This is a genomic window from Micromonospora sp. CPCC 205539, from assembly GCF_036906815.1.
GTDB lineage: Bacteria > Actinomycetota > Actinomycetes > Mycobacteriales > Micromonosporaceae > Micromonospora.
In genome coordinates this window covers 16,628-30,593 of sequence record NZ_JBAKHW010000058.1, presented here as the reverse complement: position 1 = coordinate 30,593, position 13,966 = coordinate 16,628, and the positions used below count along the sequence as shown (strand labels likewise).

At 66.0% G+C, this 13,966-nt stretch carries 18 protein-coding genes and 2 pseudogenes; 8 read left to right on the top strand and 12 right to left on the bottom strand.

Annotated elements, in window-relative coordinates:
- Positions 1-248 precede the first annotated feature (248 nt).
- The 5 genes from V6V47_RS30335 to V6V47_RS30315 form a co-directional block, all read right to left on the bottom strand.
- Positions 249-1,286: a DUF808 domain-containing protein gene (locus V6V47_RS30335; protein ID WP_334631937.1), complete on the bottom strand. Its 1,038-nt coding sequence runs from the start codon at positions 1,284-1,286 to the stop codon at positions 249-251.
- A 369-nt stretch (positions 1,287-1,655) separates the two neighbouring features.
- A complete protein-coding gene (locus tag V6V47_RS30330) occupies positions 1,656-2,189 on the bottom strand; it encodes a hypothetical protein (RefSeq protein ID WP_334631936.1) in 534 nt (177 codons plus the stop codon).
- Between the two features lie 74 nt (positions 2,190-2,263).
- Positions 2,264-2,809, bottom strand: a complete 546-nt coding sequence (locus V6V47_RS30325; RefSeq protein WP_334631935.1) for a CbrC family protein — start codon at positions 2,807-2,809, stop codon at positions 2,264-2,266.
- A gap of 13 nt (positions 2,810-2,822) precedes the next feature.
- Positions 2,823-3,260 (bottom strand): hypothetical protein, encoded by a 438-nt coding sequence (locus tag V6V47_RS30320; RefSeq protein WP_334631934.1) that lies wholly within the window; start codon positions 3,258-3,260, stop codon positions 2,823-2,825.
- 334 nt (positions 3,261-3,594) lie between these two features.
- A complete protein-coding gene (locus V6V47_RS30315) occupies positions 3,595-4,413 on the bottom strand; it encodes a DUF4259 domain-containing protein (protein WP_334631933.1) in 819 nt (272 codons plus the stop codon).
- Between the two features lie 223 nt (positions 4,414-4,636).
- On the opposite strand from V6V47_RS30315, the gene V6V47_RS30310 reads away from it, so the two are divergent.
- Together V6V47_RS30310 and V6V47_RS32780 are read left to right on the top strand one after the other, a co-directional pair.
- Positions 4,637-4,795 (top strand): hypothetical protein, encoded by a 159-nt coding sequence (locus V6V47_RS30310; protein ID WP_334631932.1) that lies wholly within the window; start codon positions 4,637-4,639, stop codon positions 4,793-4,795.
- Positions 4,796-4,801: 6 nt separating this feature from the next.
- Positions 4,802-5,128, top strand: coding sequence for a DUF2809 domain-containing protein (locus V6V47_RS32780; protein ID WP_442934331.1), 327 nt, complete (start codon positions 4,802-4,804; stop codon positions 5,126-5,128).
- On the opposite strand, the gene V6V47_RS30305 is transcribed toward V6V47_RS32780, so the two are convergent.
- Together V6V47_RS30305 and V6V47_RS30300 are read right to left on the bottom strand one after the other, a co-directional pair.
- Positions 5,011-5,421: a hypothetical protein gene (locus V6V47_RS30305; protein ID WP_334631930.1), complete on the bottom strand. Its 411-nt coding sequence runs from the start codon at positions 5,419-5,421 to the stop codon at positions 5,011-5,013. The two genes, V6V47_RS32780 and V6V47_RS30305, sit on opposite strands and share 118 nt — an antisense overlap.
- Positions 5,422-5,499: 78 nt before the next feature.
- A complete protein-coding gene (locus V6V47_RS30300) occupies positions 5,500-5,931 on the bottom strand; it encodes a hypothetical protein (RefSeq protein WP_334631929.1) in 432 nt (143 codons plus the stop codon).
- Between the two features lie 136 nt (positions 5,932-6,067).
- Between V6V47_RS30300 and V6V47_RS32775 the strand changes: the two are divergent.
- Positions 6,068-6,175: pseudogene (locus V6V47_RS32775) on the top strand (cyclic-phosphate processing receiver domain-containing protein); the annotation flags it as partial.
- 410 nt (positions 6,176-6,585) lie between these two features.
- On the opposite strand, the gene V6V47_RS30295 reads toward V6V47_RS32775, so the two are convergent.
- On the bottom strand, positions 6,586-7,443 hold the full coding sequence (locus V6V47_RS30295) for a hypothetical protein (protein WP_334631928.1): 858 nt from the start codon (positions 7,441-7,443) through the stop codon (positions 6,586-6,588).
- Between the two features lie 64 nt (positions 7,444-7,507).
- Between V6V47_RS30295 and V6V47_RS30290 the strand changes: the two genes are divergently transcribed.
- A complete protein-coding gene (locus tag V6V47_RS30290; RefSeq protein WP_334631926.1) occupies positions 7,508-7,765 on the top strand; it encodes a hypothetical protein in 258 nt (85 codons plus the stop codon).
- Positions 7,766-8,169: 404 nt separating this feature from the next.
- On the opposite strand, the gene V6V47_RS30285 is transcribed toward V6V47_RS30290, so the two are convergent.
- Positions 8,170-8,985, bottom strand: a complete 816-nt coding sequence (locus V6V47_RS30285) for a hypothetical protein (RefSeq protein ID WP_334631924.1) — start codon at positions 8,983-8,985, stop codon at positions 8,170-8,172.
- Between the two features lie 190 nt (positions 8,986-9,175).
- On the opposite strand from V6V47_RS30285, the gene V6V47_RS30280 reads away from it, so the two are divergent.
- Positions 9,176-9,331 (top strand): helix-turn-helix domain-containing protein, encoded by a 156-nt coding sequence (locus tag V6V47_RS30280; protein WP_334631923.1) that lies wholly within the window; start codon positions 9,176-9,178, stop codon positions 9,329-9,331.
- A gap of 509 nt (positions 9,332-9,840) precedes the next feature.
- Here the strand turns inward: V6V47_RS30280 and V6V47_RS30275 are convergent.
- Both V6V47_RS30275 and V6V47_RS30270 read right to left on the bottom strand, forming a co-directional pair.
- Positions 9,841-10,161: a hypothetical protein gene (locus V6V47_RS30275; RefSeq protein WP_334631922.1), complete on the bottom strand. Its 321-nt coding sequence runs from the start codon at positions 10,159-10,161 to the stop codon at positions 9,841-9,843.
- A gap of 283 nt (positions 10,162-10,444) precedes the next feature.
- Complete coding sequence (locus V6V47_RS30270; protein WP_334631921.1) at positions 10,445-11,077, bottom strand: hypothetical protein; 633 nt, start codon at positions 11,075-11,077, stop codon at positions 10,445-10,447.
- Between the two features lie 265 nt (positions 11,078-11,342).
- On the opposite strand from V6V47_RS30270, the pseudogene V6V47_RS30265 reads away from it, so the two are divergent.
- Positions 11,343-12,144 (top strand): annotated as a pseudogene (locus V6V47_RS30265) (IS5 family transposase).
- Between the two features lie 6 nt (positions 12,145-12,150).
- Here V6V47_RS30265 and V6V47_RS30260 read toward each other — a convergent pair.
- Positions 12,151-12,915: an ATP-grasp domain-containing protein gene (locus V6V47_RS30260; RefSeq protein ID WP_334631920.1), complete on the bottom strand. Its 765-nt coding sequence runs from the start codon at positions 12,913-12,915 to the stop codon at positions 12,151-12,153.
- Between the two features lie 158 nt (positions 12,916-13,073).
- On the opposite strand from V6V47_RS30260, the gene V6V47_RS30255 reads away from it, so the two are divergent.
- Together V6V47_RS30255 and V6V47_RS30250 are read left to right on the top strand one after the other, a co-directional pair.
- Entirely contained in the window at positions 13,074-13,235 is a 162-nt protein-coding gene (locus tag V6V47_RS30255) for a hypothetical protein (RefSeq protein ID WP_334631919.1), read from the top strand.
- Between the two features lie 25 nt (positions 13,236-13,260).
- Positions 13,261-13,767, top strand: coding sequence for a hypothetical protein (locus tag V6V47_RS30250; RefSeq protein ID WP_334631918.1), 507 nt, complete (start codon positions 13,261-13,263; stop codon positions 13,765-13,767).
- The last annotated feature ends 199 nt before the right edge of the window (positions 13,768-13,966 follow it).

Sequence of the window (13,966 nt, the reverse complement as noted above, 5' to 3'; positions counted from 1 at the left end):
CAAGAAGGTCAAGACGGGCCCGGGAGGACACGTGGGGGCGACTCTTCAATCCAGCGCGGCCGACCCAACCCCCAAGGTCGACACTTCGGAACAGTCACTTCCCGGACCCGCCAACCCCCAGCCTAGAACACCACTCCTCGCCGTCTCTTGACACAGAGGGGTGCCATACCCGCGCAGCTCAGCCCGGGTTAAGCACGGTTCGGCACCAGAACGCCTGACCGCGTGGTCGAGTTGCGATGATTTTGCGGTCAACCGCGCGGCGCTCGGTCCGCAGGAGCGTCGCGACGCCGAGCTGCACGGCTCGGCGGCGCGGGGATGGTGCCGTCAGCACGAGTCGTGCCCGCCGCAGTCGCAACCGCAGCCTTGGATGTGCGGCGGTGCAGCGTAAGAGTCATGACCAGCACGACCAGCGCTCCGACGATCAGCCCGAGGATCGCACTGGCCACCGTGTTGACGAGCCAGCCGACGAGCCCGCCGAGAACACCCGTGGCGTCGTGGGCGGCGACCTCCACGTGGTGCACGGCCTCGTACAGGAAATGCAGGTTCAGCTCGTTCGTGCCTAGCAGCAGGATGTGCCCGCCCACCCACAGCATCGCCGCGGTGCCGACTACCGTCAGCACGGTGAGGACAACCGGCATCGCCCTCACCAGACCGCGGCCGAACGTGGCGACGGCGCCGGAACGTTGCGACAGGCGCAGCCCCGCGTCGTCCATTTTTACGATCAGGGCCACCACGCCGTACACCAGGACGGTTATGACGACGGCGACGACAGCCAGGATCGCCAGGCGAGACCAGAACGCCTCATCGATCACCTCGTTAAGGCTGATGACCATGATCTCCGCCGAAAGGATCAGGTCGGTTCGTACCGCCCCAGACACCAGTGTCGTCTCGTCCTGCACCTTTTCCTCGCCCGCGCCGGAGGCACCGTGATGGGCGATCTTGGCCCACACCTTCTCCGCGCCTTCATAACAGAGGTAGGCGCCGCCGAGCATGAGGATCGGAGTGAGCAGCCAAGGCACGAACTGACTGAGCAGCAGCACCGCCGGCAGGATGATGAAGAACTTGTTGCGCAGCGACCCCACGGCAATGCGCTTGATAATCGGCAACTCGCGCTCGGCCGCCAGGCTCCGCACGTACTGCGGCGTGACGGCAGCATCGTCGACGACGACACCCGCAGCCTTGGCGCCGGCCTTCGCGGCGGCCGCCCCGATGTCATCGATCGACGCCGCGGCGGCCCGGGCCAGCACCGCCACGTCATCCAGCAGGGCTACGAGTCCACCGGCCAAGGGAGGGTCCTTCCAGGGTGGCGCAGAATTCGAACTGGAGCATTCTCGCTCAGGTCCCTGCGCGCGGCACGCCACCACCGGTCGCATATCGGGCGAGAGCTCGAGGTGCCCGGCTATCGCGCTCGGCCGACGACCCGCCACCACCGCGCCCGGGTCATCACCTGGCGCCAGCTCAGGCCAAACCCGACCGCCGCAGTCACCGTTAGCCAGGGTCGGCGTAGATGGAAGCTAGACCTTCGTAACTCTGCTGAGCGGACGTGGGACCTCTTCGGTGCCGCCGAAGATGTCTCCAGCCTGAAGGGCCTGGTCAGGGCGTTGCCCGTCGGATCGGTGTCTCAGATGACGGCACCGCGGCGGACTGCATCAAGCTCACCTGCAACGCTTAAGGCTGCCAGCTGCGCCCATCGTGGCGAATACCTCGACAGCGTCGCGGAGCCGGTCGAGAAAGCCGGTTAGATTCTCTGCTACCACGCCGAATCGTGGGTCGTCGCTGCGGTAGATGCCGGCGACGATCTCTCCTGCAGGCAGTCGGTACACCGGCGAGCCGGTCACCGCGCCCACCGCGAACAGAGTGCCGCCGCCATCACTGGCGAACACGACCACATCCGCGGTGAAGCTCCCCCGGACCATCGTCACCTGCCGGTGCGCGACCAGGCCGGGTTCGTGGATGAAGTAGCGGTTGCCGATGTCCGGCAGGCTCACCTCGCGCACCTGCCCGTACCACTCGAGCAGATCACCGGGCAGTCGCAGGCCCGCCAGCGATGCGAGCTCCTCCTCGCCCGCCGGGTCGCCGATCGTGTGCCGGTCCGGTGGATAACCAAACCGGACTTCGAATCCCGGCAGCAGCCGACCTAGGCACGCGCCGACGTCCTCCCGCCAACGCCGGATGTACGCCTCGTTCATCGGCTACCGGATCCGCCCATCACCGGCCCACGTGCTGACGGCCTTTGCTGACCTGTCCCTGCTGCCGCCTTCCATCATCCGATGTCCCAGGAGGCCAGGTGCGCGCCGCAGTGCAGGCAGCAGAACAGGTACGCCGTCGGCTCGCCGGTCCGGTCCATCTGCCGCAGCATTGCGTCGGCCTGGTCCACCGGCCACCCGAGCTGGCGCAGGTCGTCCCGGATCATCTCCATCGCGTCAGGGTGGGCGCGTAGATCCTCGTAACCGGCGGCGCCGAGAAACGCTGCGCCGTCGTCGCAGTGATACAACCAGCTCGGCTGCTGCCAGGAGTCGAACCCCGGCGTGCGTTGCGTGACCTCCTCGACGACGGCGAACGGAACGCCTGGTGGCACGTCAGCCGCGTCGGTGAACATGCACGAAAAGTCGGCGCCGACCGTCAACGCCCGCGCCGCGTCACCCGAGGCGATGCACTGCGGGCACACAACGTCGGCCTGACGGCCATAAATCGGCCCGGCGTACCGCCAGCCGCGCGAAACCCCGCACAGCACGCACGCCTCATCTGTGGGAACGGCCGATCCGGTCGCGACCGGATCGGGGTGGTAACGGAACCACGGCAGTGTCACTCGACCACTCCTATCAGATCCGGGCCATGAGGTGACCGCTAGGCGAATAGTCGATCTCCCAATCGGCGTAGACCCCAAGGACGCCGTCCGCGAGGCAGCGCAACGCCACCGACACCCACCGCACCTCACCGTCCTCGCGCAGCGCGAAACCCACCGCAACGTCGAACCGCTCACCGCCACACAGGCAGGCGGCGTCACCAGGATCAGCGTCCTCGGCGACGTCGGCGGCATCGACCATGACCCACCGGTCACCGCAAAAGTGGCAGGTGCGTTCGACGTAGCCAACATCGTCGTCGACCCGCACCCCGAACTCCGACCCGCCACACCTCACACACGCCACCTGGACGACCCGGGCCAACGAATAGCCCCCCGCCCGGAACTCGCGCAGGTACGCGTCGAGCTCGACCGCTGCTGTCTCCGACCGCCGCTGCCCCGACCTCCCGGTCACCATCCGGGCACCATAGCGGCTCCGCTGTCCGGTGAGTCCTGTCGGTAGTCGGTGCGAGAATGCCACGAAGCCGATCTTCGAAGGCTTCGCGGAGATTTTAAGCGACCAAGTTTTTGCGATCCCGACGCCGCAGCTGCCACGGCACCGGACACCACCGAACCCGTAATCGCCGAATACAAGCGACCAACCGCAGTGGATTCCGCTTACCGCAACGCCGGTGTCAGACCTGCGCTCTGGGCAACCCCAGGCAGCGCCGCCTGGTCAATTCGGAGTTCAGCCCCTGCTCGGACAGGAGCGCAAGGTGCTCGAGACCAGCTCGAGCCGATGACGCAGCGGGCTATTCGCGGCCGAAGGCAGACGGAGCTTCAGTTGCCTTTGCCTTGAACGCCCTTTTCACGGTCTCATCGTCCGCAAGGTCATAGAAGTCGCCGTCGGGTGGCAGAGAATCGGGGGATTCGCCGTTCAGACTGCGCTCGAGGACGTCCTTTAGGAAGCCGGCAGCCTCGGTCAGCCCGAAGTAACGCATGGCGTTGATCGCGTTACTGACGCGGAGCGGCTCGTTGACTTCCAGAGCGAAGCCTAAGCCGCCACCCATCGCGCAGTTGTAAACCCGCAGCAAGGACGCGAGCTGCTCGATGCCTGGAGGGGTTCCGTCAGGCACTTCGCCGTCAGCCCCGTAGTCGGAGGCCTCGTTCCAGATGGTGTCGAGGTCGTCCAACCCGCCATCTCCAAGGTTGAGCACCTGCGACAGCGCGGCGATCGTGTCACGTGCTTCGGCGGCGTCCGTGTCGCTCGTCCAACCCTGATGCCACGGGCCTTGAGGGCCAGCGACGAAGAGGAGGGCTTCGAGCGCACTGTTCGCCAGATCCGGCGCGGAGGTTGCCAGGCGGGCATCAGAGGCAAGGCCATCTTCGGCCAAGGCCATGAGCTGCTCATCGAACTTCTGCCCGCCGGGCAGAGTCGCCGCCACGATGGCCGCAGCGGCCACGACCTCATCCGGGAAGAACTCCCGCCAGAGCAACTCCGGCTTGTCCTTCACGAACAGGAACATGCGCGCCAGCGCCGACGCCCGGCGCTCAGCAGGCCGTCCGGCGAGTTTGTCCAGGAAGTCCATGGCTCCATCGCTGGAAAACGGGCCAGTCCCGAACGTTCCCATGCTCGCTGCCTCCTCAAGACGGCCTTCGCCCTGAAGTTACAAGATCATGCCGAGCAGCTGCGGACGTCCTCCAAGCTCATCGGGCGGAGCCGGTGGGTCCAGAGTTGCTCACTGCGAGCGTCGAATGCCTTCACCGCCTGGGGCACGGCACGGCCAAGGTCAGCATCGCCGAGCCGACCGACGCCCAACCGGTTGAGCGGTGGCTATCGTAGCGAGACTGTCGATGACCTCCCGTACGGGGCGGCGGCTCATGCCCCTGGCCGCGCTGCTGTTCCTGGGCCTCGCACTGCTGATTCGGGCCTTCGACGACGGGGCGCTGCGGCAGTCCTCCGGCACCGCGCCGTACGCGTCGATGGTGTGGGCCGCGGTGCTGTTCTTATGACCACGGATGGCACCGGTGCCCGCCCGGACCGTCGCCACCGTCTTCTGCTGGGTAGTGGAACTCACACAGCTGACCGGGGTGCCAGTCGAACTGTCGGCGCGGAGCCTGGCCGCGAGGCTGGCGCTGGGTCTGCAATTCGATCCCGTCGACCTGGCCTGGTACCCGGCGGGCGTGGCTTTCCTGGTGGCACTGCACCCTGGTACGCGCCCGCCGCGTTATAGCCAGGTCCAAGGCCTCATAAGTCGCCAGAGGCGCCCACGCCATCGCGCACGCCGAGAATGCATGAAGGTCTCTATGTCCTCGAGAGCGTCGCCGGCAGTCCCCCTGACGTGAGGCCTGGCGCGTACGTGGCGGAGTGCGGTGACCACCCGATCTTCGTCGAGTTGACCGTAGACCCTCGCGAGGTGCCCGAGGCACGTGGCTGCAAGCGCCTGCACCTGGTGGTCAGGGTGATCGAGCAGGGTTAGGTAGAGCTCCTGCGACTCCTTCCAGTCGCCGTCGCCGTACAACGCGCATCCGACCATGGCATCCCTGGCTCCGATGATGTCGTTGCGGTCGAAAGCCCTCCGCACATCGGCGGGCGTTGCCAACGGAGGGTTGTGAAAGGTGCGGTGCTCGTGGCTCATGGCCAATATCCTTGATCATCGCGGCCGCCGCGAACATCCGCACACCGACAGATGCGGGGTGGTCTCGTGGTAGCAGCCTCATCGCCTGGCGGCCGGCTGAATGATGTCCGGGCCGCCGGTGTGCGGCGTCGGGAGGTAGCCGGGGTAAGGCTGCGGCAGTGCCGCCACGCAGGCCGCGGAGCATGCGTTTACCAGCAACGGCAACACGTCGGTGGCGACCAGGCCAGAGATCCAGACTTGGCGAAGCTCACCGTCAACCGGCCCATCGCAGACACTGCAGGTTCGCACCGCGTCGCAGCCCCACACGTTTGGGTCGAGCGCGGCGAAGTCCACCTCTACCGCACGGGTCACTGCCCGCAGCCGCGGAAACGGCGGACGGAACTTGAAGTTGCCGTAGAGGACGCGCGTGCTCACCGTGCTGTCGGCTAGCTTCGTGCATCTGGTCAGCTCAAACGAGTACCAGTGCAGCCGGTGGGAGGTGTACGGCTCGAAGACCTCAAGGCTGATCATTGACCCAACCTCGGGCGGGATGCGAACCAGATTCGTGCCGTAGAGCACCAGACGTCTGACGGCGGTCGACTTCGCGATAGTCGCCGGCAGTGTGACGCTCTGCCATACCGCGCTGGTGGCGGTCCTTATGCTGACATTCGGCATCGGGGTCGTCAGCGTCCACTCCGCTAACCCCTCCGGTGCCCCCAGGGTCGCTCAGGTCCTGCGTCACTGGGGTTACCGGGTTCACGTCGCGTCCGGCTCGGCTCGGCGGACGTCACCTATCTCGAGCTTGGCGTTCCCCGGCGAGGATGTCGTCGGGCCGGAGTTGGTCGCCGCCGGAACCGGTGACGATGGCATGAGACTCGCTGAGCTCCACCACAACCAGGTCCACGTCTCGCTCCTGCGGGCCGTGTTCGCCGCAGGCACGGTCGAAGCGGTCCCCCGGACGAGCCCAGTGCCGTGGGTGATACCCCGGCTCACCCTCGAGGTGCCAGCCTTCAGGGACGACCCGGACAGACTCGACGGAACGGCTCAGACGCTCGATACGCATAGGCAGTATGGTGCACGGCCGCCGGGTGCACCCCGCTATCCGAGATCGCGTCTTCTCGTTGCCGCTGTGTCCGCACCGCACAGCGACAGAAGAGCGCGTGCGGGTCCGGGCGGGGCACTGTGTCAAAGATTGTCGATGTGGACGACGACCGCATCCGCCGGTGGCGCCGGCCGTAGCTGCGATGCCGGCTCGACGTCGGCATAGAGCCACATCCGGTGCGCTGTCCAGTCCAGAATCCCGGCGGTCTCACGGGAGCCCCTATAGGCGCCCTCCTCGGCCTGAAGCGGCCAGCCGCGGCTGCGGAGATGTTCGACGAGTCGGGCCACGGTCGTTGCTCTGTCGACGCTATCGGCTGCCATCACCACGAATTCGGCCGTGCAGTTGCCGCTACTACCACCATCGGCGCAACTGTCAGCCGACGTCAGGCGCAGCGACATCGGCATTGGGAGGACCTCATCGTCGCGGGCAGGGAACCGCAACCTGCCGTCGCCGTCGTACCCGACGATGCCGAGTCCGCAGCCACACAGCAGCACCACTGCTGCCAACGTCGACATCGACACGACCCACCGCCGTTTGCCCACTGCAGGGTTTCCCCCGGCGACGCGAGTCGGCGAGAACGGGTGCGCTCTCCGTTCGAAACCCAACGCGGCGAGGCACACGACGCCGACCAGCAACCACACCAGGAACCAGTCGAGCCATGGCGCAGCTACCAGGCTGGTCGGCCGCTGCGAAAGGGCGAACGAGGCGACCTGACCTGCGATGAAGACGACACCGACGGCCACGCCGACAAGCCGGCCGCTAGCGGTGCCCCACGCCCAAGCGCCAACCACGATCGGGCCGCAGATCGCCGCCACCACAGCGACCACGGGCGCACCCTGCCCGAGCGGCAACAGCACAAGCGCCGCACCGCCCACAGTCAGCCACCAGCGCCACCTGTTACCCGCCACCGTCGCCACGATGAAGCTTAAGATCATGACCATGGTTGTCGGCAACCTAGGGGTCCCGCATGGCGCACAGCGAGGATGAGATTCGCTAAGCGGGCTGATGGGCGTCGATTACCGGTACGGCCTTTACCTGCCGACTCACGCGGTCAACCAGGCCCAGGAGGCGGTTGCCTCGATCGCCCGGGAAGGGATCGGGTTGATGGATGTCATCGTGCCAGGCGGTGAGCGGATAACGTTGCCGGTCCGCGGTGAGCCGGCGGGCGACGTGGACCATTGGTCGCTGGACACGTGCCTGTTCTTCCCAGTTGACGACGAGGAGATCCGGGCGTGGGCCGGCCCTCCTGGATCTGCTCGCTGAGGCCATCGGCGATGTGCTGGTCACGTTCTCGGGCGGTGCGCTGGCAGATCAGCGCAGGCCGTTAGAGGCGGGACCCATCCGAGCCATGAGGTTGGTGGGGCTCCGCCCCGGTGGCGAGCTTGTCGTACTTGGTGGCTACAGCCCGGTGTCGTTTGAGCCTGTTGATGCCGCACTCGACCGCGTGGCGCCGTCTGCAGATCTCCGATTCGAACGGTGGCGGCCTGCCGCAGGCTGGTCTACGCCACCCTGCGACGCGCCGTTACTGAAGTAGGACGCCAGCGGCACGCCTCTGAGGCTCACATAGATCCAGGCGCATCGGTGGCCTCTTCGGGCGCTGGCGTTCGACCGCTTGGAGCGAGACACCTCGACCTCTGCGGAGCAGGCACGTTACAGGTGGTCGCAAGTTACGCGGCACCCGAGCCCGACCCCACGCTGGTGGCTTCCCTTAACATTTCGAACATGAGCCGAATGTGGGGCTTAAGCGCACCTCGACTCACGTAGTCTGCCTCGCGCAACAGCAGTTGTCGCTGTCCGCTAGCGACCTCCCGATCGAGCAACCGCCGCAGCGAACGCTCCACCCGCGCATGGAGATCATCTGCCGGTCGGTTGACCAGCAGCGCCAGGGCACGGTGCAGAGCCGGCTCGGCATCCAGCACGTACAGGTGGTCCGAACCGTCCGGCAGACGCTGCCGGGTCAGGTCGACGCCGTGTCGAAAGGCCACCCCGAGCAGGTCTGCTCCGGAGAAATCGTTGCCGTGGATCTCGTTGGACTCCCGCAATACAAGCGCCCGATAACCTGGCGGCTCGTCCCGCCCCTGCCTCTGCAGGAACGCCAGGTTGCTCGCGAACTGCTCAGCGGAGCCGGGCGGCGGAGCACCCCAGAATGTCGTAGATCTGATCCGCCCGGTGAATACGCAGTCGACGATCTCCAGGTAGCCAGCGGTCAGGCCGTAGATCTCCGCCTCGCGGAACGTACAGCCCACGAACCGCGAGTAGCCGCCCGCACCGGTGAGCACCACGCCATCAAATGAGCACCCCACGTACTGCGACTGCTCCAAACCAGAGCCGAAAGCCACATCCTGAAGCCGCAGCCCGTCAAAGCGGCACCGCTCGAAGCGGGCGCCGATGCCGACGACTCCCGTCACGCCCTGCGCTGAGTAGTCAACCCCGACGACCTCTTGATGATCCGCGATGACCTGATGAGATTGCGCTGCTGCCACGATCCACCCCTGCCGCTATTGCCGCATCAGACAACGTTCACCCTGTCGGAGACGCGCCGGTCGGCTCCTATCCTGGGCGGCGCGTGGCCGTCAGGCTATGTGTGTGGTCGAATGAGTACGCGTCCGTGAGATCGACGATGACAAGGGAAGACGCCTGCTGCGGATCGTTTGCCGCGGTACGGGGTCGGTGGTGACCTGGCCGCAGGCCCAGATGGTGCTGCTGTCCGCGCAGGGCACGCCGGTGGCGAAGGTCGCCGAGGTCACGTTCACCAGCGCGGATCGGGTCCATGACGTGATCCACAACTTCAACGCCGACGACTTCGAGTCCCTTCACCCGAGGCACTAGGGTAACGGCCGACAACGTTCACTCTGCCAACGGCGTGAGATCAAGAAGATTGCCAAGTCCAGGCCGGTCGAGCACGGCCTGCTGTTTCCACCTGGAGCCTCATCAAACTGGCGGACTTTCTGGTAGCCGAGAGGGCTGGCCGCGTGCACGCCGGCTGCGGCCGAGAGCCACACCATGGCGCCCGTGCATCAGTCCGATGGGTGCTGTCGATACCGCTGTGTCGTCACGCAGAAAGACGGGATGGTCGACTTGTTGGCCGCACCAGCGTCGTTGCTGGCCCGGTCTAGAGTCCGGCCATGCATCGCCGACGGCCTAATCGAACCTTCCTGCGGGTGTTCTCGACGTTCGGTGTGGTGTTTGCGATGGTGTTTGCGGCGCTAGCCACATGGTCGATCACCGACGAGCATCGGGGATCAGGGGCACTGGCTGAGGTGCTGGACGTCGAGCACCGTGGGGCGAGGACCTTCCTGACAGTTCAGTTCACCACGAATCATGGCGACGTGTGCGAATCACACCTGCGCGTCGCAGACGACGCGAATCGTGCTGTAACTGCCGGTCAGCGCATCCGAGTCCACCACGCCAAGAGCGACCCATGCCTCAGAGTGCGGGAGGCTGGTGATCAGTCTGGATGGTTGATCACCCTCCTCGCGGTGCCATTTTTGATCACGTTCGGCATCTGGACCTACGTTGAATGGCGTCAGCCCCGAGCGCCGCTCCCACTCCGATACGCCGGCATGCCCTGACGAGACGGACGAGGTCGGTTTGACCGGCTCCATTCGTCGGACGTTGAAGCGGACACAGACCCGCCATCCCGCCACCAGCGGCGACACCGTCCGGCACCTGCCTACACGGCGCCTCGGGTTGCCATCGTTGATCGCTCGTTGACGGCGCTGCACTGTGCCTTACGCGCCCCCTGTGTGCCCCAGGGTCCCCAGCGCTACCACTTCCGACGCCATTCGAGGCGACCTCGATGCTCCACAGCCGGGACGTCCCCGCTGGACGTAGAACACCTCGTCCTCAACCCACCAGACGTCGCCGGCACGAAGGAAGACTGGAACCTCCAACGCCAGGGCGAGAAGACACCCGCCCGAGCTGCCCGGAAGCCCTTCCAGATCATCCACCAGACTCCATCCGACCTGCGGTGACGGGCTCGGTCAACACGCCACCACGCTGCCGGTGTACGCCCCCCGACGACTCCTTGATCCCCAAGCAACCATCACTGGCTCCGGTCCTGACGCCGATCCCCGGCATCGACGTCAGAACCTTGGGAGGCTCCGCCATCACAACGACGCGGTCCACCTCAACGTCGAAGCCGAGCACCGGATGGCTCCCGTCGCCGCCCTCGGAATCCATCAGCACGGCTTTACCCAGACACCTTCCAATCGCCGTCAACAAACCGCAGAACACATCAAGCCGCTCCTGCCCCTGGAGCTCCCGCAGATCGACATCGAAGTCGATCTCATTCGTCGCATAGAACCGGAAGATCGCCAGGACATCCACCGACGGCCAGACCCGCAGCTCCGGGCACTCCGCGCCAGCAGGGCGGGACAACACGGCCGCCGCCGCGGGCAGCGGCAGTACCGCCGTACCTTCGGAGTACTCAAACGCCCAATCCTGAACGACGACGAGATCGAGGACCGACTGCCAATCCTCCACCGAGGCACCAGGCACGCAAACGTCCGGCAACGACCCCATCACCCCGGGATCGAAGAACCACCCGACGTCATCCCACAGCAGATCAGGCACCATGCCATCCTGCCCCCACCACAACCCCGACGCCGACCCGAATCCTTGACGGAACCCATAGGGCCCCCGGCAACGCTTCACATCGACTTGCAGCACACCGCTGGGGGTGCCGTTAGCACTCCAGTGACACTTCGCGATCTAGGTGACTGGTAGTCGGAGGCGTCGCTGGTAGTGAGCTTGCCGGGCGCGGTCTTGGTGCGTACGGCGCCATGCAGACCAGTGCAGGACGTGCCGGACGTCGGGCGCTGCTGTGGCGGTCAGCTTGTTGAGCAGTCGGCGAATCTCGGGCAGGGTAAGCCGGATCGGAGCGCCGTTGCTGCCGTACCGTCCCCTCGCCGGCACCGGTTCCTGGGCCGTAAGCCGCTGGATGACCGCAAGGTGTTGTGCGGGATCCTGTTCGTTCTGCACACCGCGATCCGATGGGAGTACCTGCCCCAAGAGTTGGGCTTCGGCTCAGGGGATGACGTATTGGCGCAGGTTGCGTGCCTGGAATGACGCCGGTGTCTGGCAGCAACTGCACGAGGTCCTGCTGGGCATACTCCGCGCCGCCGGGCAACTGGACATGCCCCGGGCGGTGATCGACGGCTCGCACATCCGGGCGCTCAAGGGTGGCCCCAAAACCGGTCCGAGCCCCGGTCGACCGCCGCAAGCCAGGCTCGAAACACCACGTCATCACCGACGCGGGCGGCATCCCCCTCGCCGTCACACTGACCGGCGGCAACCGCCACGACGTCACCCAACTCCTGCCCCTGGTCGACAAGATCCCACCAATCAAAGGCATCCGAGGCCGACCCCGACAACGACTCGAACGGATCTACGCCGACCGCGGCTACGACTTCGACACGTACCGCCGCGAGTTACGCGCCAAGGGCATCACCCGGGTCATCGCCCGACGCGGCACCGGACACGGCACCCGACGCTGGGTCGTCGAACAGACCATCGCCCTACTGCACTGGTTCCGCCGCCTGCGCATCCGCTGGGAGATCCGCGACGACATCCACGAAGCCTTCCTCACCCTCGCCTGCGCCATCATCTGCTGGCGCCGACTCCAACACTCAAAGAGTTAGGAGTTCTTAAAGCCCACTGGTCGGCTGAGGCCGACGGATGAATCGTCGGTCGGGGGCGGTGACCGAAGCCGTTGGGCTGGCCGCTCGCAGGACAACATCGAGGACCAGGTCCGGGTCCGCTACGTAGGCGCCGCTGGCCCATGCGGCATTCGCCTCGATCACGGCCCAGTGGCCGTCGACCAGTCCTACGTCTACGACGATGGCGGAGGGCAGCGTGTGCCCGTATCCGGCGATGAGATCGGTGCCGAAGGCTAGCGCGTCGGTCGACGCAGGGCCGAGGTGCAACCGGCCGTGCGCGGCGTACTGGCTGCCCGTATAGACAACACCGTCGAGCAGGTGTAGCCGGTACTCGGCGGTGAAGTCGACGATGTCGCTGACGAGCACTGGAGTTCGCCGGTCGACAGCATCCGGGCCGGGCAGGCGGGAGCCATCGGTGTAGATCATCGCCGGAATGGTCTTGTCGTTGGGCGACTTGATGAACGCCGGTCGACGAAGCTCGTAGGCCTCACCGATGGCGACCAAGGTGATATCACGGCGGATCAGTTCACGAGGAAGGCCAGTCAGCCAGCCAGGTGCAGCCTCCAGGGGCGCGATCCCGAGCAGCGGTGCGACAACGTCGGCGAAACTCGGTCCCGCATGAAGGTGATCAGCAGCCAACCCGGCAGGTACGGCGAAAGAGCCGAGCTGGACGGTGCGTAATCCACGTCGATGCGCGACGTCGCGCAAGCTCTGAGCCGAGGCCGTCAGGCGCGGCGGCAGGACAAGTGTCACGGCCGATGATCCTGCCCCAATACACCGTCGCAGTTACAGCGGTTTGCTGCTCTTCGGCGACCTCGACGATGACGACGCAGAGATATCCTCTCGAGCAACTGTTAGAGGAGGCGTGAATGGGATTGTCTGGCAGGGATTGCCCTGACTGTGGTCGACGCGTGAGCAAGCCGTTCGAGAAGACCATCACCGGCCGGCAAGTCTGCCCGGACTGCGCGAACGCCCTGTTTATGGGCTCGGCCGCTGGCACGATCACCGGGAACGTCGGTTCCGGATACGGGGTGTGGGCGATGCTCATGCGAAAGATCCGACACGCCGACTGAGCCCGATTGCTGCGAGCATCGCATCATGGGCACCGTCGGATTCCGCACGAACATGCGCAGCCTGATCGGGCTGGCGGCTGTCTGCGTGGCCGTCGCGGCGGTCATCAGCGTCGCCCCGAACTCGGCGGTACCTGAACGCGACTGGCGACCACCAGCCGGCCATGTCCTGGCCGACACGATCTCGCTCGACGACCAGCACACATTACGGCTCTGGACCAGTCCGTCCGGCTGGTATGTCGAGAGCATGCTGTCCGGTCGACATCAGGCAGCCGTCGGAGCAGGACGTAGCGGCGATCGGCCCAGCGTGAGTGAGGTCCTCAATGGGCTAGTGGGGCAGGTGCCCACCGCTGGCGCGACAGCCGTCGCGGTCGGGTCGCCTACACCTGTACGCGCCCGGGTTCACTCCGGAGTGTTCCTCGTCTCTACGTCGGTGATCCGATCGACCGATCGGGCAGTGCCGGTGACGCCACTCGACGTCAACGGAGGACTCCTCGCTCCGCAGACTCTCGTAGAGGTCGCCGGACGCGGCTGACGGCCTACGTCCCAAAAGCTGAGTCCTCGCGTCCGAACGGGTGGTGATAGAGGGCTCGGCTCGGGATCTTAGGTGCTGGCGTCGTGGGACACGTACCAGTCGCCGAGTGCCTGTCGTAGGCCGTACAGGAGGACGCTCGCCGCGATCGAAGCCGCTATCGCGATGAGCACGCCGGGGGCAGGCGACCGACGACACTCTC